The 17,288-nt window shown below is 58.8% G+C and carries 18 protein-coding genes and 1 riboswitch; of the genes, 12 read left to right on the forward strand and 6 right to left on the reverse strand.

Going from position 1 to position 17,288, the window contains the following annotated elements; genetic code table 11:
• Nucleotides 1-77 precede the first annotated feature (77 nt).
• The 4 genes from bioB to bioD are packed head-to-tail and all read left to right on the forward strand — an operon-like array spanning nt 78 to nt 3,667.
• Nucleotides 78-1,109, forward strand: coding sequence for a biotin synthase BioB (gene bioB / locus ACN1CO_RS01775; RefSeq protein WP_419137205.1), 1,032 nt, complete (start codon nt 78-80; stop codon nt 1,107-1,109).
• Entirely contained in the window at nt 1,109-2,260 is a 1,152-nt protein-coding gene (bioF, locus tag ACN1CO_RS01780) for an 8-amino-7-oxononanoate synthase (protein WP_419137207.1), read from the forward strand. The genes bioB and bioF overlap by 1 nt, the downstream gene beginning before the upstream one ends.
• Nucleotides 2,244-2,999 carry a malonyl-ACP O-methyltransferase BioC gene (gene bioC, locus ACN1CO_RS01785; protein ID WP_419137208.1) on the forward strand — a complete coding sequence of 252 codons (756 nt, stop codon included), beginning with the start codon at nt 2,244-2,246 and terminating at the stop codon, nt 2,997-2,999. The genes bioF and bioC overlap by 17 nt, the downstream gene beginning before the upstream one ends.
• A complete protein-coding gene (bioD, locus tag ACN1CO_RS01790) occupies nt 2,996-3,667 on the forward strand; it encodes a dethiobiotin synthase (protein WP_419137210.1) in 672 nt (223 codons plus the stop codon). Before bioC ends, bioD begins: the two co-directional genes overlap by 4 nt.
• A gap of 3 nt (nt 3,668-3,670) precedes the next feature.
• Here the strand turns inward: bioD and ACN1CO_RS01795 are convergent, their stop codons facing one another.
• On the reverse strand, nt 3,671-4,393 hold the full coding sequence (locus tag ACN1CO_RS01795; RefSeq protein WP_090962850.1) for an ABC transporter ATP-binding protein: 723 nt from the start codon (nt 4,391-4,393) through the stop codon (nt 3,671-3,673).
• 892 nt (nt 4,394-5,285) lie between these two features.
• Between ACN1CO_RS01795 and uvrB the strand changes: the two genes are divergently transcribed.
• Nucleotides 5,286-7,307 carry an excinuclease ABC subunit UvrB gene (uvrB, locus tag ACN1CO_RS01800; RefSeq protein ID WP_419137213.1) on the forward strand — a complete coding sequence of 674 codons (2,022 nt, stop codon included), beginning with the start codon at nt 5,286-5,288 and terminating at the stop codon, nt 7,305-7,307.
• On the opposite strand, the gene ACN1CO_RS01805 is transcribed toward uvrB, so the two are convergent.
• A complete protein-coding gene (locus tag ACN1CO_RS01805) occupies nt 7,291-8,214 on the reverse strand; it encodes a gluconeogenesis factor YvcK family protein (protein WP_419137215.1) in 924 nt (307 codons plus the stop codon). The genes uvrB and ACN1CO_RS01805 overlap by 17 nt on opposite strands.
• Nucleotides 8,215-8,418: 204 nt before the next feature.
• Nucleotides 8,419-8,552: riboswitch (molybdenum cofactor riboswitch) on the forward strand.
• On the opposite strand from ACN1CO_RS01805, the gene moaA reads away from it, so the two are divergent.
• The 5 genes from moaA to moaE all read left to right on the forward strand — a co-directional run bounded on the left by moaA (nt 8,542) and on the right by moaE (nt 11,238).
• Complete coding sequence (gene moaA, locus ACN1CO_RS01810) at nt 8,542-9,528, forward strand: GTP 3',8-cyclase MoaA (RefSeq protein WP_419137217.1); 987 nt, start codon at nt 8,542-8,544, stop codon at nt 9,526-9,528. (Overlaps the previous riboswitch by 11 nt.)
• A gap of 14 nt (nt 9,529-9,542) precedes the next feature.
• On the forward strand, nt 9,543-10,058 hold the full coding sequence (moaB, locus tag ACN1CO_RS01815; protein ID WP_283545921.1) for a molybdenum cofactor biosynthesis protein B: 516 nt from the start codon (nt 9,543-9,545) through the stop codon (nt 10,056-10,058).
• A 2-nt stretch (nt 10,059-10,060) separates the two neighbouring features.
• Nucleotides 10,061-10,546 (forward strand): cyclic pyranopterin monophosphate synthase MoaC, encoded by a 486-nt coding sequence (gene moaC, locus ACN1CO_RS01820; protein WP_095707527.1) that lies wholly within the window; start codon nt 10,061-10,063, stop codon nt 10,544-10,546.
• Nucleotides 10,539-10,784, forward strand: coding sequence for a molybdopterin synthase sulfur carrier subunit (gene moaD, locus ACN1CO_RS01825; RefSeq protein ID WP_419137219.1), 246 nt, complete (start codon nt 10,539-10,541; stop codon nt 10,782-10,784). The genes moaC and moaD overlap by 8 nt, the downstream gene beginning before the upstream one ends.
• A 1-nt stretch (nt 10,785) precedes the next feature.
• The gene (gene moaE, locus ACN1CO_RS01830; protein WP_098051161.1) at nt 10,786-11,238 is read left to right on the forward strand and encodes a molybdopterin synthase catalytic subunit MoaE; all 453 of its coding nucleotides are present in this window, start codon (nt 10,786-10,788) and stop codon (nt 11,236-11,238) included.
• Between the two features lie 98 nt (nt 11,239-11,336).
• Here moaE and ACN1CO_RS01835 read toward each other — a convergent pair whose 3' ends face one another.
• Complete coding sequence (locus ACN1CO_RS01835) at nt 11,337-12,122, reverse strand: OBAP family protein (protein WP_419137221.1); 786 nt, start codon at nt 12,120-12,122, stop codon at nt 11,337-11,339.
• A 106-nt stretch (nt 12,123-12,228) separates the two neighbouring features.
• Here ACN1CO_RS01835 and ACN1CO_RS01840 point away from each other — a divergent pair, with 106 nt between their 5' ends.
• Both ACN1CO_RS01840 and ACN1CO_RS01845 read left to right on the forward strand, forming a co-directional pair.
• Nucleotides 12,229-13,323, forward strand: a complete 1,095-nt coding sequence (locus ACN1CO_RS01840; RefSeq protein ID WP_419137223.1) for a DUF1615 domain-containing protein — start codon at nt 12,229-12,231, stop codon at nt 13,321-13,323.
• A gap of 104 nt (nt 13,324-13,427) precedes the next feature.
• Nucleotides 13,428-14,135 (forward strand): Bax inhibitor-1 family protein, encoded by a 708-nt coding sequence (locus ACN1CO_RS01845; protein ID WP_419137224.1) that lies wholly within the window; start codon nt 13,428-13,430, stop codon nt 14,133-14,135.
• 48 nt (nt 14,136-14,183) lie between these two features.
• Here the strand turns inward: ACN1CO_RS01845 and ACN1CO_RS01850 are convergent, their stop codons facing one another.
• From ACN1CO_RS01850 to ACN1CO_RS01860, 3 genes are read right to left on the reverse strand one after another with little or no spacing between them, the layout of a single operon-like run.
• Nucleotides 14,184-15,149 (reverse strand): lysylphosphatidylglycerol synthase domain-containing protein, encoded by a 966-nt coding sequence (locus tag ACN1CO_RS01850; RefSeq protein WP_419137226.1) that lies wholly within the window; start codon nt 15,147-15,149, stop codon nt 14,184-14,186.
• Nucleotides 15,149-16,393, reverse strand: a complete 1,245-nt coding sequence (clsB, locus tag ACN1CO_RS01855) for a cardiolipin synthase ClsB (RefSeq protein ID WP_419137228.1) — start codon at nt 16,391-16,393, stop codon at nt 15,149-15,151. The genes ACN1CO_RS01850 and clsB overlap by 1 nt, the downstream gene beginning before the upstream one ends.
• Entirely contained in the window at nt 16,390-17,151 is a 762-nt protein-coding gene (locus tag ACN1CO_RS01860; protein ID WP_419137230.1) for an endonuclease/exonuclease/phosphatase family protein, read from the reverse strand. The genes clsB and ACN1CO_RS01860 overlap by 4 nt, the downstream gene beginning before the upstream one ends.
• Nucleotides 17,152-17,288: the final 137 nt, after the last annotated feature.

Raw genomic sequence — 17,288 nt, forward strand, 5'->3', positions numbered from 1 at the left:
AAACCAAAATAAAAAAATATAGTTTACAAGTATACCCCTGCTTTTCGTCGGGATGACACCCTTTTCTGGAGTAAGTAATGGCTCAACGCTGGACAATTGCACAGGCGCAAGCGCTGTTTGATCAACCTTTTCTCGAACTGATGTTTCAGGCGCAGCAGGTGCATCGTCAGCACTTCGACCCGCGCCAGGTACAGGTCAGTACCCTGCTGTCGATTAAAACCGGTGCCTGTCCGGAAGATTGCAAATACTGCCCGCAGAGCGCGCGCTACAAGACCGGCCTGGAGTCGGAGCGTCTGATGGAAGTGGAGGAGGTGCTGACCTCCGCGCGTCAGGCGAAAGCCGCCGGTTCCACCCGTTTCTGCATGGGCGCCGCGTGGAAAAACCCACACGAGCGCGACATGCCTTACCTGGAAAAGATGGTGGAAGGCGTCAAGGCGATGGGAATGGAAACCTGTATGACGCTGGGCACCCTCAGCGATCAACAGGCGCAGCGGCTGGCGGGCGCGGGCCTCGATTACTACAACCATAACCTCGACACCTCGCCGGAATTCTACGGCTCCATCATCACCACCCGCAGCTATCAGGAACGACTGGATACGCTGGGCAAAGTGCGTGACGCCGGGATCAAAGTCTGTTCGGGCGGCATCGTTGGCCTGGGCGAAACCGTGAATGATCGTGCCGGTCTGCTGGTGCAGTTAGCCAACCTGCCGACGCCGCCGGAGAGCGTTCCGATCAACATGCTGGTGAAGGTCAAAGGTACGCCGCTGGCGGATAACGATGACGTAGAACCGTTCGATTTTATCCGCACCATCGCGGTGGCGCGCATCATGATGCCGACCTCGCATGTGCGCCTTTCGGCGGGCCGCGAGCAAATGAGCGAGCAGACTCAGGCGATGTGCTTTATGGCCGGGGCGAACTCGATTTTCTACGGCTGTAAACTGCTCACTACGCCTAATCCGGAAGAGGATAAAGACCGCGTGCTGTTCCGCAAACTGGGGCTGAATCCGGAGCATACCCACACCCAACATGGCGATCAGCAGCAGGAGCAGCAACTCAGCGAGCAGCTATTCCATGCCGACACTGAACAGTTCTACAACGCGGCGCTGTAATGAGCTGGCAGCAACGACTCCGGCAGGGGCTGGAGCAGCGCCGTGCGGCCGATGGCTGGCGGCAGCGTCGGGTTATTGATGAGCAATCGACCCGCACGCTGCAGAGCGGTGGCCGCAGCTATCTCCACTTCTCCAGCAATGACTATCTCGGCTTAACCCGGCATCCGGCGGTGATTGCGGGCTGGCAGCAGGGTGCGGCGCTGGCGGGCGCGGGGGCGGGTGCTTCAGGACATGTCACCGGTTATCACCGACAGCACGCCGATCTTGAGGCGCAGCTGGCCGACTGGCTCGGCTATGACCGGGCGCTGCTGTTTATCTCCGGTTTTGCCGCCAATCAGGCAGTAATTCATCTGCTGGGCGAGAAAAACGATCGCATCCTGGCCGACAAACTCAGCCATGCCTCACTGCTCGACGCTGCCAGCCATAGCCCGGCGCAGCTGCGACGTTTCAGTCACAACGACCCGGAGAGCCTGGCGACACGGCTCGCCTCACCCTGCGAGGGGGAGACGCTGGTCGTGACCGAGGGGATTTTCAGCATGGATGGCGACAGCGCGCCGCTGGCTGCACTGGCACATCAGGCACAGCAGGCGCAGGGCTGGCTGCTGGTGGATGATGCGCACGGCATCGGCGTAGTGGGCGAGCAGGGGCGCGGCAGCTGCTGGCAGCAGGGTGTTAAACCGGAACTGCTGGTGGTGACCTTTGGCAAAGCTTTTGGCGTCAGCGGCGCCGCGCTGTTGTGTGATGCGGACACCGCCGACTATTTTCTGCAGTTCAGCCGGCATCTGATCTACTCCACCGCTATGCCCGCCGCGCAGGCTGTCGCACTGCAGGCGGCGCTGCAGGTGATCCAGCAGGGCGATGCGCTGCGCCAGCAATTGCAGCAGAACATCCATCATTTCCGACGCGGCGCGGCCTCGCTGCCGTGGCAGCTGATGAACTCCACCAGTGCCATTCAGCCGTTGCTGGTAGGCGAAAACAGCGATGCGATGGCGCTCTCTCAGCGACTGGCGGAGGCGGGCTGCTGGGTCAGCGCGATCCGGCCACCGACCGTGCCACCGGGTACCGCCCGTCTGCGTATTACCCTGACGGCGGCACATCGCCCGGAAGATATCGATCGGTTACTGGAGGTGCTGCATGACGCTGCGGGTTGATAAGCAGGCGGTTGCACGCGCCTTCGGCCGGGCGGCCAGCCATTACGACGCCCATGCGGCACTGCAACGGCTAAGCGGAGATGCGCTGCTGGCACGCGCACCGGCTCACAGCGGCCTGCAGCTGCTGGATGCCGGATGCGGCACCGGCTGGTACAGCAGGCTGTGGCGCGAACGCGGCAAACAGGTGACGGCACTCGATCTCTCTCCGCAGATGCTGCAACAGGCGCGCGATAACGACGCGGCCCAGCACTATCTGGCGGGCGACATCGACGCACTGCCGCTCGCGGATAACAGCTTTGACCTGGTGTGGAGCAACCTGGCGGTGCAGTGGAGTGAGGATCTGCCCGGTGCGCTGCGCCAGTTCCGGCGGGTGCTGCGGCCCAACGGCACGCTGCTGTTTTCCACGCTGGGCGACGGCTCGCTGCAGGAGGTTCATGAGGCCTGGTCCCATCTGGATGCGTTGCCGCACGCCAACCGCTTTCTCAGCGAATCGCAGATTGCAGCGGCCTGCCACGCAGAGCAACTGCGCTGCAGCTCAGGGGTAGTCACCCTGCATTTTCCCGATGCGCTCAGCGCCATGCGATCCCTGAAAGGAATCGGGGCGACCCATCTGCATCAGGGCCGCGACGGGCAGATAGTCACCCGGCAACGGCTTAACCAGTTAGAGGCGCACTGGCCGCGCGATCGGCACGGCTATCGCCTGAGTTACCATTTAATTTACGGAGTCACGCTTTCATGAATCGGTTTTTTATTACCGGCACCGACACCGAAGTCGGTAAAACGGTTGCCAGCGGCGCGCTGCTGCAGGCGGCCACCGCAGCGGGCTTTCGCTGTGCGGGCTATAAGCCGGTTGCGTCAGGATGTGAGATGACGCCAGAGGGGATTCGTAACAGCGATGCGCTGGCGTTGCAGCGCTTCAGCAGCGTGCCGTTAACCTATCAGCAGGTGAATCCGCTGGCGTTTATGGAACCGACTTCGCCGCATATCGTCAGCGCGGAAGAGGGCAGGCCGATTACGCATCTGGCGCTGTCGGCGGGTCTGGCGGCGCTGGAGCCGCTGGCGGACTGGATTCTGGTCGAAGGCGCGGGCGGCTGGTACACCCCGCTGTCAGAGACGCACACCTATGCGGACTGGGTGGTCAGCGAAAAGCTGCCCGTCATTCTGGTAGTAGGGATTAAGCTCGGCTGCATCAACCACGCGATGCTCACCGCCGAGGCTGTACGGGCGCGCGGCCTGCCGCTGGTGGGCTGGATCGCCAACACCGTCGAGCCGCCAGGCAAACGCTATCAGGAATATCTCACCAGCCTGAAAAACCGACTGCCTGCGCCTTGTCTGGGCACGATTCCGTACCTCACCGATGCGGCGCAGCAGGCGTCCTGTGGGCAGTATCTGACGTTGCCGGAGTAAGCCTCAGGCTACCGTCAGCCATTTATCGACGGTGTGGTCATCGAGCTGCTCCATGCTGCCCTGCGCCACATTGCGGCCGCGGTGCAGCAGCAGGAAATAGTCCGCCACACGACGGATCAGCGACAGGCGCTGCTCCAGCAGCAGGATGGTCAGCCCGTAGTCGAGATTAAGGCGGCGGATCAGGTTGCCCATCTCCTCTTCCAGCCACGGCGACATCCCATCGGTCGGTTCATCCAGAATCAGCAGTTTGGGCTGCAGCACCAGCGCGCGCGCCAGGGCCAGCTGTTGCTGCTGATCGATCGGCAGATCGCCGCTGCGCTGCTGGCGCAGTGAGTAGAGCGCCGGGAACAGATCGAACACCATTTCAGGAATGGCTCGATGGCGATCGCGCTGGCTGGCACCCGCCAGCAGCGCAATCAGCAGGTTATCTTCCACGCTCATCTGGGTGAAAATATGGCGGCCCTGTGGCACATAACCAATCCCCATCTGCGCCCGCTGTTCAGCGGGTTGCAGCAGCAGATCTTCCGGCGGCGAGCCATCCTCTTTCCAGGAGATCGAGCCGCTGTTAATCGGCAGTCTGCCCATGATGCAGTTCACCAGCGTGGTTTTACCCATGCCAGGGCGGCCCAGAACGCCGGTGCAGGTGCCAGGCGACAGATCCAGGTCCACATCCCACAGAATATGGTTTTGACCATAAAATTGATTTACCGAACGTAGACTCAGCATCTGACACTCTCCTTCCCGATCATTAGCCTGATTGCATCCGCTCTCTGTCGTCTGGCAAACAAGTCATCAGCAATGGCAACCTCTCCACTGCAGCACAGTGCGCGTATAGCGCGGTGACGCCAGTAAGTCCTGCAATTCCCAGGCCAGATCTTAAAACGGTCCTGATTCCTGCCGGAATGCGGGGTTTCAGGCATAAAAGGTGAGAAAAACTTATCAATTCCTCACGGTGGTCACGACGCTGCACTTTTGCAGTGCCTCAGGGCGCTGTTTCTGGTGCAGAGGTACAGTGAAGAGGCAATAACTCTGATTAAGAATCGTAGTGGAACGGTGAAAATTTGCGTGATGTGCCAGGCGACAGATTAAAAATGCAGAATAATCCGTCAGCAGCCGCTGCAAAATTTAACGCAAAAAAAATTATTTTCAGGATGAAGGAGAGGCAGGGAAAAATTATACACAGCTGATGGCGGCGGGGCTGCCATCACTTATCCACCATTCCTGTGGATAACCTTGTGCATTAGGTAATGAAAACCAGTTGGAAGCGAGGAAATACGCGGCCTGGTAACATAATGACGAGAATCTGGCCTTATAGGCTTAAATTAATAAAATCAGTTGCTTATCAAAAAACAAGCCTGCGATTTATCTGTCAGGTAACCGAACTGTAATTTTGTGACGCTCTATTGACAAATGTTAAATCAGATCCCGGTCTGGGGATAACATTGCGCCACGGTCTTTGCGCTATCGCGGTCACATCACCGGTGTGGAAAGTATCGCAATGCTGGCGATAAGAGTGCACCAGCACTGTTTTTATATCCAGTATTATTTTCTGGCAAAATCACCATAGCAGAGTAAAATAAGTGCCTGCCCGCCGACTTCTCCAGCAGGAACCGCATTCATGACCAAAGCTTTTAAACTGAATTCCGCCTTTAAACCTTCGGGCGACCAGCCTGAGGCGATTCGTCGCCTGGAAGAGGGGCTGGAGGATGGACTGGCCCATCAGACCTTATTAGGCGTAACCGGCTCCGGTAAAACCTTTACCGTCGCCAACGTCATTGCCGACCTCAATCGCCCGACGATGGTGCTGGCACCGAACAAGACGCTGGCCGCCCAGCTCTACGGCGAGATGAAAGAGTTTTTCCCGGATAACGCCGTCGAGTTTTTCGTCTCTTACTACGACTACTATCAGCCTGAAGCCTATGTGCCCAGCTCCGACACCTTTATCGAAAAGGATGCGTCGGTGAACGAACACATCGAACAGATGCGTCTGTCGGCTACCAAGGCGCTGCTGGAGCGACGCGACGTGATCGTGGTGGCGTCGGTTTCGGCGATCTACGGTCTGGGCGATCCCGATCTCTATCTGAAAATGATGCTGCACCTGACCCGCGGCATGATCATCGATCAGCGCAGCATCCTGCGCCGTCTGTCAGAGCTGCAATACGCCCGCAACGACCAGGCGTTCCAGCGCGGCACCTTCCGGGTGCGTGGCGAAGTGATCGATATTTTCCCGGCGGAGTCGGACGATATTGCGCTGCGCGTCGAGCTGTTTGACCAGGAGGTTGAACGTCTGTCGCTGTTTGACCCGCTGACCGGCCAGATCGATTCGGTGGTACCGCGCTTTACCATCTATCCCAAGACGCACTACGTGACGCCGCGTGAGCGTATTCTGCAGGCGATGGAAGATATCAAAGTCGAGCTGGCGGACCGTCGCCGGGTGCTGCTGGAGAACAATAAGCTGCTGGAAGAGCAGCGTATTACTCAGCGTACCCAGTTTGACCTGGAGATGATGAGTGAGCTGGGCTACTGCTCCGGCATCGAGAACTACTCGCGTTACCTCTCCGCACGCGGACCGGGAGAAGCGCCGCCGACGCTGTTTGACTATCTGCCCGCCGATGGGCTGCTGGTGGTAGATGAATCGCACGTCACCATTCCGCAGATTGGCGGCATGTACAAAGGCGACCGGGCGCGTAAAGAGACGCTGGTGGAGTATGGCTTCCGCCTGCCGTCGGCGCTGGACAACCGTCCGATGAAGTTTGAAGAGTTCGAGGCGCTGGCACCGCAGACCATCTATGTCTCGGCGACGCCGGGCAAATATGAGCTGGAAAAATCGGGCGATGAAGTGGTCGATCAGGTGGTGCGTCCTACCGGCCTGCTGGATCCGATTATCGAAGTGCGTCCGGTCGGTACCCAGGTCGACGATCTGCTGTCGGAAATCCGTAAACGCGTGGAGATCAACGAACGTGTGCTGGTGACGGTGCTGACCAAACGCATGGCGGAAGATCTCACCGAGTATCTCTCTGAGCATGGCGAGAAGGTGCGTTATCTGCACTCCGACATCGACACCGTAGAGCGTATGGAGATTATCCGCGACTTACGTCTGGGCGAGTTTGATGTGCTGGTGGGCATCAACTTACTGCGTGAGGGTCTGGATATGCCGGAAGTGTCGCTGGTGGCGATTCTGGATGCGGATAAAGAGGGCTTCCTGCGTTCTGAACGATCGCTGATTCAGACCATCGGTCGTGCGGCGCGTAACATCAACGGCAAGGCGATTCTCTATGGCGATAAAATCACGCCGTCGATGGCGCGTGCCATTGAAGAGACCGAGCGCCGCCGCGAGAAACAGCAGCTGCACAACGAACAGAATGGCATTGTGCCGCAGGGCCTGAATAAGAAGATCACCGATATTCTGGAGCTGGGCAAAAACGTGGTGAAAACCCGCGGCAAAGCGAAACCGGCACGTCCTGGCGAGGCTCAGGCGCTGGCCGATTTCCAGCTGTTAACGCCGCAGGCGCTGCAGAAGAAAATCCACGAGCTGGAAGGGCAGATGCAGCAGCACGCGCAGAACCTGGAGTTCGAACAGGCGGCCAACGTGCGCGATCAGCTGCATGAGCTGCGAACGCTGTTTATTGCGGCCTCGTAGCGCCGTCAAAGCCCTGAATGGCGTGTTCCAGCGCCACCCGTAACAGCTGGCGGTCGTGACGATATTTGATGTCGGCGGCCTCCAGCGGTTCACGGATAATCAGACGGTTTTCAATGCCCTCTGTCGCCACTGACGGGCCGACCACCACGGCATCAATCACCCGCTTGCCGATGTAACGCTCCATCATCTGAAGCTTGTCGGCCACCGAGAGACCGGCGGCGGCGGGACTCAGCTCGCGGCCCAGATTGCCGATAAACACCATCGTGGCAGGCGTGCGACGCAGTGCCTGCGCCATCTCTTCCATCAGCAGAATCGGCATCAGGCTGGTGTAAAAGCTGCCTGGCCCAATCAGGATCAGATCCGCTTCACCAATCGCCTGCAGCGCTTCCCGCGTGGGCTGCACGTTGGGATGCAGCATCAGCTCCTGCGGTGGCTGTTTCATTTCGTCAATGGCGGTTTCGCCGTAAACCATATTGCCTTCGGCATCCATCGCTACCAGGTCTACTGGCTGCTCGGACATGGGGATTAAAAAGGCATCCACTTTCAGCAGGTTACGGATGATGTTGATCGCTTCCAGCGGACGGACGCTGAGATGGTCCAGCGCACGCAGCATCAGGTTACCGAGGTTGTGTCCGGCCAGTTCGCCGTTACCGGCAAAACGGTACTCAAACATCGCTGAGGCGACGCTGGGTTCTGCAATCAGCTGGTTAAGGCAGTTACGCATGTCGCCCCAGGCGATGCCGCCTTCGGAGCGGCGAATACGGCCGGTTGATCCGCCGTTGTCGGTCGTGGTGACGATGCCGGTGAGGCGCGAGCCCAGCGGGGAAAGGGCAGACATCACGCGGCCTAAACCGTGTCCGCCTCCCAGTGCCACAACGCGATCAAGATCGGCCAGTGTGCGATTCATACTTCTCCTTAATAACCGTTCGCGTGGCGTGGCTCTAATCGCTAAGCCCGCGCGGATGACTTACGTCAAAATCTGGATCGCATTTTAACGTATCCTGTCGCGAAAATGCGGTGAAAGTTCGATATGTATAAGAATATATAGCGAAAAGAGCAAATGGAAGAGTGGCGAAATACACGCTACCATCATGCTTACCGCGCTGACCAACGGGTCAGCGTACACTCAAGCCTGAATGCCTAAGTCTGCGGATAGGGGGTTCAGGCCGTAGCCATCGAGCTGCCAGGGTGCAGGAAGAAATGACTGCATCTCCCAATCTGGAAAGGTGTTCTGGTGTCACAATTTACTGATGCATACGCGCGTAAGTTCTATTACCTGCGCCTGTCGGTCACGGATGTCTGTAATTTCCGTTGTACCTACTGCTTGCCCGACGGCTACAAGCCCAAGGGAATTCAAAACAAAAGTTTTCTCTCACTGGACGAAATCCGCCGCGTCACGCGGGCCTTCGCCGCTGCCGGAACTGAAAAAGTGCGGCTGACCGGCGGTGAGCCGTCGCTGCGCCGCGATTTCACCGACATCATTGCGGCGGTGCGTGAAAACGCCTCTATCCGTCAGATCGCCGTCACCACCAACGGCTATCGTCTGGCGCGCGACGTGAAACAGTGGCGCGATGCGGGTCTGACCGCGCTCAACGTCAGCGTCGACAGCCTGGATGCCCGGCAGTTTCACGCTATCACCGGTCAGGATAAATTCCATCAGGTGATGAGTGGCATCGATGCCGCGCTGGATGCCGGTTTCCGCCAGGTCAAAGTCAACAGCGTACTGATGCGCGATCTCAACAGCCGTAATCTGGCCACGTTCCTTGACTGGATCCGCACCCGCCCGATCCAGCTGCGCTTCATCGAACTGATGGAGACCGGCGATGGCGGTACGCTGTTCCGCGATCAGCACGTTTCCGGCATGGTGATCCGCGATCAGCTCATCGCCCAGGGCTGGCAGCGTCGCGAAAGCGGACGCAGCGACGGCCCGGCGCAGGTCTTTTACCATCCCGATTATGTCGGCGAGATTGGCCTGATCATGCCTTATGCCAAAGATTTTTGTGCCAGCTGCAACCGCCTGCGCGTCTCGGCGCACGGCAATCTGCATCTGTGCCTGTTTGGTGACGGCGGTGTGCCGCTGCGCGATCTGCTGGCATCCGATGAGCAGCGGGCCGAACTGCAGGCGCGCATTGCCAGTAGCCTGGGGCAGAAAAAGCAGACGCACTTCCTGCATCAGGGCAACACCGGCATCACACAGAATCTCTCTTACATTGGCGGCTAATTTCAGGAGGAAGTATGGGTAAACCAGCCAGCGAATTTCAGGCATTGCAGATTGCGGTGATGACGGTGTCAGACCGTCGCGATGCCAGCAACGATACCTCCGGCGACTATCTGCGCGAGGCGGCAGCCGAAGCGGGTCATGACGTGGTCGATCACGCCATCGTGCCGGATAATCTCTACCGCATTCGCGCCACCGTGTCGCGCTGGATCGCCAGTGAAGATGTGCAGGTGGTGATCATTAATGGCGGCACCGGCTTTAACCTGAAAAACAGCACGCCGGAAGCGCTGCTGCCGCTGTTCGATCGCGAGATTGACGGGTTTGGCGAACTGTTCCGGATGGTTTCCTATGAAGAGATTGGCGGTTCCACGTTACAGTCGCGCGCCGTTGCCGGTCTGGCTAACGGGACGCTGATTCTGGCCGTCCCGGGTTCCACCAGCGCCTGCCGCACCGCCTGGGAGCGGATTATCGCTGACCAGCTTGATGCGCGCACCGCGCCCTGTAATTTTGTCTCACATCTGAAGAAACGGTAAGTATGTCTCAACTCACTCACATTAACGCCGCGGGCGAAGCGCACATGGTGGATGTCTCCGCCAAGGCTGAAACCGTGCGCGAAGCGCGGGCAGAAGTGCTGGTGCTGATGCAGCCGGAAACGCTGCAGATGATTATGGAAGGCAGCCACCACAAAGGGGATGTCTTCGCCACGGCGCGTATCGCCGGGATTCAGGCCGCGAAACGCACCTGGGAGCTGATTCCGCTCTGTCATCCGCTGATGCTGAGCAAAGTGGAAGTAAACCTGGAAGCGGAACCGGACCATAGCCGGGTTCGCATCACCACGCTCTGTCGGCTGACCGGTAAAACCGGCGTCGAGATGGAAGCGCTGACGGCCGCCTCGGTTGCCGCCCTGACCATCTACGACATGTGCAAAGCCGTGCAGAAAGATATCGTCATCGATCAGCTGCGTTTAATCAGTAAGAGCGGTGGCAAAAGCGGCGATTTTCAGGCGGTCACGCATGATTAAGGTGCTGTTTTTCGCTCAGGTGCGGGAGCTGACCGGCACCGCATCGCTTGAGGTCGGTGCGGATTATCCGGATGTGGCCGCACTGCGCAGTGCGCTGGCCGAACGCGACGATCGCTGGGCGCTGGCGCTGGAGTCAGGCAAGCTGCTGGCGGCGGTGAATCAGACGCTGGTGCCGATGAGTCACCCGCTGCACGCCGGTGATGAAGTGGCCTTTTTCCCGCCCGTAACCGGAGGCTGAGATGGAAACGCAGATTCGCGTCGGCCCCGCACCCTTTGATATGGCGGAAGCGTATCGCTGGCTGGCGGCCTGTGATGAAGATGGCGCGGTGGTGACCTTTACCGGCAAAGTCCGCAACCACAATCTGGGTGATAACGTGGCGGCGCTGACGCTGGAGCACTATCCCGGCATGACCGAAAAAGCGCTGCAGGAGATTGTGGATGCGGCGCGCGAACGCTGGCCACTGCAGCGCGTCACGGTGATCCACCGCGTCGGTGAGCTGTTTCCCGGCGATGAGATCGTGCTGGTGGGCGTCACCAGCGCCCATCGCGGCAGCGCCTTTTCTGCCGCAGAATTCATCATGGATTACCTGAAAACCCGCGCCCCCTTCTGGAAGCGCGAAGCGACAGAGCAGGGCGATCGCTGGGTGGATGCCCGCGACAGCGACCACCAGGCTGCTCAGCGCTGGGACTAAGCCAGCGTTTTCAACGCAGCGGGCCGGAGGGTTTCCGCCCGCTGTTTTTCCTCTGAACATCCACACGTTACTGCCTGCATAGACGCGCATCACACCGCTTAAGGCTGTTTCAGCTGCTCCGCCGGGCCAAAGCCGGTCTGGCCGTGGCTGTGCTCACCGCCGCCGCTGGTGCGCTTCAGCTGAATCACCTGACCCTGCTGCCAGGCATTGGCACCCGGCGCCGCCGGATGTGCCACGATATCCGCCCGCTCGGCACGAATCTTTTTACTGTCGACGTCAAAACGGCGATCGCGGTCTGCCAGCAATCGAGAATCCATCTGACCATCCGCTGTAAAGCCCATCATCAGCGCCGGAATGCCAATCGGCAGCGTTTTGTCGCGATCGGTGTGCCAGGTGTGCCAGGTTTTCCCGTAAGTGTTGGCGATGCGCGTCATCAGGGCATGGTCGGCGGCGGCCGGTAAGCCTGGCGCAATCAGCGTGCCCGATTTCACCTCATACTGATGGCTGTGCCACAGTTTCTTCTCTTCGGGAGGCAGGGTCTTGAACAGCCGTTCGCTGATAATGTACTCCACGCCCATCAGCCGCGCGTCGCGCGTGTTGCCGTCGTAAATCACCGCCTGCATCACATCGTCGTTCAGCACGGTGACATAGTGGTGCGCCTCCATCTGACCGTTCTTATCGCCGTTATAAAAATGGAAGCCATCGAGATAGGTATTGATGGCGTCGATAGGCGGACGTGACTGCATCACGCTGGCGCCGGTTTCCAGCACCTTAAGCGAGGAGGAGGTCGGCGCGCCCGGTGATTGCACCTGAGCAGGGGTATTATTGGCGCCGCACCCGGTTAATAACAGGCTGAACGCCGCAACAGGCCAGAGTTTAAACATCGTAAGTTCCTTTAACGTTAAAAAAGGTAACCTTAGTTCAGTTCTCTCCTGCCTGTGAAACTCTGGCAATGGTAGAGTAGGGCTTTGGTTCATTCTGAGGACAGGCATGTCATCCACCCCGATTCTGCAACGTCTGACACTGGTCGCCGCGCTGGTGCTGGCGGGTTGTAGCAGCAAGAAAACCCCTGAGACGCCAGTGCGGCAGCCTGAAGATGTCAAAGCGCAGATCCAGCGGCTGCTGCCGTCGCACGTCAGCAATAAAGCGGCGTGGAGCGACGACATCTACACCACCTTCCGCACGCAGCAGATCGATCCCAGCGCCAGTAACCTCTGTGCGGTGATCGCCGTGGCAGATCAGGAGAGCAACTTCAGCGCCGAAGCCGCCGTGCCGGGCCTGCCGAAAATCGCCTGGGGCGAGATCAACCGCCGTGCGGCGCAGGTGCATGTTCCTGCCTTCCTGGTGCGCACCGCGCTGCTGATCAAATCACCGACCGGGGAAAGCTACGCGGCCCGTCTGGATAAGGTGCGCAGTGAAAAAGATCTCAGCGCCATCTTCGATGACCTGATCGACATGGTGCCGATGGGCCAGACGCTGTTCGGCAATCTCAATCCGATCCACACCGGCGGGCCGATGCAGGTCAGCATTGCGTTTGCCGAAGCGCACGCCAAAGGCTACCCGTGGCCGATCGATGGCACCATCCAGCGCGAAGTCTTTACCCGTCACGGCGGGATCTACTTCGGCACCATGCACCTGCTCGGCTATCCGGCTGACTACAGCCAGCCGCTCTACCGCTTTGCCGATTACAATGCAGGCTGGTACGCCAGCCGTAATGCAGCGTTCCAGGCGGCGGTGTCACGCGCCACCGGCATGAAACTGGCGCTGGATGGGGATCTGATTCTTTACGGATCGGATGCAGCAGGCGGCACCGAACTGGCGGTGCGCACGCTGTCGAAGCAGATCGACATGAGCAACAGCGACATTCGCCGCGATCTGGAGAAAGGCGAGAAAGAGTCGTTCAGCGACAGCGAGCTCTGGAAACAGGTCTTTACCCTGGCGGATAAAATGGCCGGTCGTAAACTACCGCGTGAAATGCTGCCGGGCATCAAGCTGGAAAGCCCGAAAATTACCCGTAATCTTACTACGGCGTGGTTTGCGCAGCGCGTCGACAGCCGTTATCAGCAGTGTCTGTCGCGGCGTTAAGCGGCATGTTGTGGCGCAGTTGAGCTGAGCTGTGCCACACTTAGCCTCTGGCATGGCTCCCTGTCGGGAGCGCATCTGTTCATCCGTCTAACAAGAGGTGCATCATGGACCGATATCCACGCAATGATTCCATCGTTCAACCCGCATCTCGCGGTTTACAAGCCTATATGGCGCAGGTCTATGGCTGGATGACCTGCGGTCTGTTACTGACCGCGTTTGTCTCCTGGTACGCTGCGCGCACGCCAGCGGTGATGGAGATGGTGTTTGCCAACCGCATCACGTTCTTCGGGCTGATTATCGCGCAACTGGGGCTGGTATTCTTCCTGTCAGGCATGGTGCATCGCCTGAGCGGGGCCGTGGCAACCGGGCTGTTTATGCTCTATTCGGCGCTGACCGGCCTGACTATGGCGAGTATCTTTCTGGTCTACACCAACTCCTCGATCGCCAGTACCTTCTTTATCACGGCGGGGATGTTCGGTGCGATGAGCTTCTACGGCTACACCACCAAACGCGATCTGAGTCGTTTTGGCAGCCTGCTGTTTATGGCGCTGATTGGTATTCTGCTGGCGTCGCTGGTGAACTTCTGGCTGAAAAGTCCGGCGCTGACGTGGGCAATCACCTACATCGGCGTGGTAGTGTTCGTGGGGTTAACGGCCTATGACACACAGAAGCTGAGAAATATTGGTGAGCAGATCGATGCCCGCGACACGGAGAACCTGCGTCGCTACTCGATTATGGGCGCACTGACGCTCTATCTCGACTTCATCAACCTGTTCCTGATGCTGCTGCGGATTTTCGGCAACCGCCGTTAAGTCTGAAGGGAATAGCAGGGGAGGCGCACTGTGTGCGCCTCCCTTTTTTTACGACTTCTGTAACTTCTGTTCATTCTTGTGACGCAGATGCTTCGCCCGACTCTCCAGCCCCAGATAGAGCACCAGCGCTAACAGCAGCGGCAGGATAAAGTAGAGCACGCGATAAGCCAGCAGTGCCGCAATAATGGTGCCATGCGAGGCGTGCTGACCGCTGAGCAGCGCCAGGAAGACCGCTTCCAGCACGCCAATGCCCGCCGGGATATGCACAATCACACCAGCGATACTGCTGATCAACAGCACGCCCAGCACCATCGGATAACCGACGTCGCGTCCCAGCAGCAGCCAGATAATCGCGCCCATCACCATCCAGTTGGCGCAGGAAACCCCGAACTGCAGCAGCGCCATGCGCAGCGAAGGCAGCTGCAGCGTCTGGCCTTTGATCGTCCAGCGACGCTGTTTTGAGAAGGCGCAGGCCCAGAGATAAACCGCCACCAGCACCAGCAGAACCGCGCCAGTCAGCCGCAGCGTAGTTTCACCGATAAACCAGCCGCTGGGGATGGAGACCATGCCCGCACTGAACACCACGCCGGCCAGCAGAATGTAGCCGAGCCAGTTGGTGGCGATGCTCAGAGAGAAGATGCGGGTGATGGTGCCGCTGTCGAGACCCAGCCGGGAGTAGAGCCGGTAGCGCATCGCGACACCGCCCACCCAGGTGCTGAGCGTCAGGTTAAAGGCGTAACAGATAAACGACACCAGCATCACCTGCCGCTTCGCCAGCTTATGGCCGCAGTAGGCACGGCCAATCAGGTCATAGCAGCCATACACCAGGTAACTCAGCACCACCAGTCCGGCGGCGGTCAGAACCACAAAGCGGTTGTAGTTAACGATGACGTCATAAACATCTTCCCAGTTCACTTTGCGGGCATAAACCACCAGCAGAACCACCACCGCGATGAAAAACAGCACGGTGAGGATCTTTTTCGCCAGTTGCCAGCGTGGATGTTTTTTTGCCATCAGGATTTTGCTCCCGGGTTGTCAGTTTCTACGCGATCCTGCGTTTCCATTTCAGGCTGTACCGGCTCACCCACCTGGGCCAGCAGCGGCGTGTGCGCCGGAAGCCAGCCCGCGATGGCCGGGAAATGGCGCAGGAAGTGGAAGACCACCACGCTTTTACTCAGTTGCCACCAGTTGCGCGGTGGCAGGCGATCCTCCTGCACGCGCTGGCAGTCATTGGCCAGCAGCGCTTCGAGATTGTCGCGCAGCGTCTGGTTGAAAGGGTGATCGTGAATGATCAGGTTGGCTTCCAGATTCAGAGAGAGGCTCAGCGGATCGAGGTTGCTGGAGCCGACGGTGGCCCAGTGATCGTCTTTCACGGCGATTTTGCCGTGCAGCGGACGACGGATATATTCGTAAACCTCGACACCGCCATCGACCAGATAGTTGTAGAGCAGCTCCGCACCCACCTTCACTATCGGCATGTCCGGTTCGCCCTGCACAATCAGGCGCACCCGGACGCCACGCTGCGCCGCATTACGCATCTCACGCAGCAGCCGGTAGCCAGGGAAGAAGTAGGCGTTGGCGATGATCACATCCTTTTTGGCCTCACGCAGCATCTCCAGGTAATGCACTTCGATGTCGTCGCGATGCTCGTCGTTATCGCGATAGACATAAAGCACCTGGGCATCGCCGGGTTTAGCATTCACCGCCGGACGATGAGAACGTGATCCCCACCAGCGGCGGGTATGCTGTTCGCTGCCAATCGCCTGTTGCAGATAGCGGGCGATATCTGCCACCACCGGGCCTTTGACCTGCACTGCGTAATCCTGCTTCGCCTCCGGGCCGTAATCGGTGTTGTGCTCAGCCGAGAAGTTGATGCCACCGACAAAGGCGACCACGTCGTCCACCACCACAGTTTTGCGGTGCAGACGGCGGAACACGTTGGTGCGCATCCCCATCACCAGCGGACGCGGATCGTAATAGATGAAGCGCACGCCCGCGCTGGTCAGGCTGTTCACAAACGTGTCGGAGAGTTCAGCCGAACCGTAGCCATCGACCATGATTTCAACCCGCACGCCGCGCTGGGCGGCTGCCAGCAATTCGCGATGCAGGGCGTTACCGACATCATCCTCAAACAGAATAAAGGTTTCGATTAATACAGTGTGTTCTGCCCGCTGAATCGCGCCAAAGACGCGCGGGAAAAACGCTTCGCCATTTTCCAGCAACAACAACCGGTTGCCTTCCTGCCAGCTAAAATTCATAGGTGGATCTCCACAGCCAGCGGCGCATGGTCGGAAAGATGGGACCAGGGTTTACGCGGCAGCGCCCACGGATGACTCACGGTGGCGTTGCGCACATAGATGCGGTCGAGTCGCAGCACCGGAAAGCGCGCCGGGAAAGTGCGTGCCGGGCGTCCGGTCTTTATGCTGAATACCTCTTTCAGACCTGCGCCCTGTTTTAAGAGGGCGTTGGCGCGTCCCTGCCAGTCGTTGAAATCGCCCGCCACCACGACCGGCGCGTCGGGCGGCAGCGAGTTGACCATTTCACAGATTTTCTTCATCTGCGCGTGACGATGCGCCTCTTTCAGACCCAGATGTACACAGAGCACATGCAGCGTGCCGTGCGGCTCAGGCAGGGCAATCTGACAATGCAGCATGCCGCGATTTTCACTGCCCGCCACCGAGATATCCCGGTTCTCATAGTCGGCTATCGGGAAGCGCGACAGTACCGCATTGCCGTGATGCCCCTCCGGGTAGACCGCATTGCGCCCATAGGCGAAATCGTTCCAGATGGTGTCGGCCAGAAACTCATAATGAGGCGATTCAGGCCATTCCTCATGGTTAAGGGAGTGGATGGCATGCGTGCCCATCACCTCCTGCAGAAAGACCACATCCGCCTCCGTTGCGCGAACGGCGTCGCGTAATTCGGGCAGGATGAAGCGGCGATTAAAAGGGGCGAAACCCTTGTGTGTATTGATCGTCAGGACTTTTATTGAAAATCCTTGCTTGTTTTGTGGCATACTCGCGACGCACTCCTTTTCATCATCAATGGATCCAAAGTGTAGTCTTTGTCACAAATGGGTGGTGAAAGAGGGCAAAAATTAGGGCGTTATCCGAAAATTGTTTTACATTGAGGAAATCGTTTCCGGCTTGTGCC

The organism is Pantoea sp. R13S299, assembly GCF_048515925.1.
Lineage (GTDB): Bacteria > Pseudomonadota > Gammaproteobacteria > Enterobacterales > Enterobacteriaceae > Pantoea.

Bases quoted from the DNA above. Each gene is read 5' to 3' on its own strand.
- bioB (WP_419137205.1), top strand. From the start codon at position 78: ATGGCTCAACGCTGGACAATTGCACAGGCGCAAGCGCTGTTTGATCAA.
- bioF (WP_419137207.1), top strand. From the start codon at position 1,109: ATGAGCTGGCAGCAACGACTCCGGCAGGGGCTGGAGCAGCGCCGTGCG.
- bioC (WP_419137208.1), top strand. From the start codon at position 2,244: ATGACGCTGCGGGTTGATAAGCAGGCGGTTGCACGCGCCTTCGGCCGG.
- bioD (WP_419137210.1), top strand. From the start codon at position 2,996: ATGAATCGGTTTTTTATTACCGGCACCGACACCGAAGTCGGTAAAACG.
- ACN1CO_RS01795 (WP_090962850.1), bottom strand. From the start codon at position 4,393: ATGCTGAGTCTACGTTCGGTAAATCAATTTTATGGTCAAAACCATATT.
- uvrB (WP_419137213.1), top strand. From the start codon at position 5,286: ATGACCAAAGCTTTTAAACTGAATTCCGCCTTTAAACCTTCGGGCGAC.
- ACN1CO_RS01805 (WP_419137215.1), bottom strand. From the start codon at position 8,214: ATGAATCGCACACTGGCCGATCTTGATCGCGTTGTGGCACTGGGAGGC.
- moaB (WP_283545921.1), top strand. From the start codon at position 9,543: ATGGGTAAACCAGCCAGCGAATTTCAGGCATTGCAGATTGCGGTGATG.
- moaC (WP_095707527.1), top strand. From the start codon at position 10,061: ATGTCTCAACTCACTCACATTAACGCCGCGGGCGAAGCGCACATGGTG.
- moaD (WP_419137219.1), top strand. From the start codon at position 10,539: ATGATTAAGGTGCTGTTTTTCGCTCAGGTGCGGGAGCTGACCGGCACC.
- moaE (WP_098051161.1), top strand. From the start codon at position 10,786: ATGGAAACGCAGATTCGCGTCGGCCCCGCACCCTTTGATATGGCGGAA.
- ACN1CO_RS01835 (WP_419137221.1), bottom strand. From the start codon at position 12,122: ATGTTTAAACTCTGGCCTGTTGCGGCGTTCAGCCTGTTATTAACCGGG.
- ACN1CO_RS01840 (WP_419137223.1), top strand. From the start codon at position 12,229: ATGTCATCCACCCCGATTCTGCAACGTCTGACACTGGTCGCCGCGCTG.
- ACN1CO_RS01845 (WP_419137224.1), top strand. From the start codon at position 13,428: ATGGACCGATATCCACGCAATGATTCCATCGTTCAACCCGCATCTCGC.
- ACN1CO_RS01850 (WP_419137226.1), bottom strand. From the start codon at position 15,149: ATGGCAAAAAAACATCCACGCTGGCAACTGGCGAAAAAGATCCTCACC.
- clsB (WP_419137228.1), bottom strand. From the start codon at position 16,393: ATGAATTTTAGCTGGCAGGAAGGCAACCGGTTGTTGTTGCTGGAAAAT.
- ACN1CO_RS01860 (WP_419137230.1), bottom strand. From the start codon at position 17,151: ATGCCACAAAACAAGCAAGGATTTTCAATAAAAGTCCTGACGATCAAT.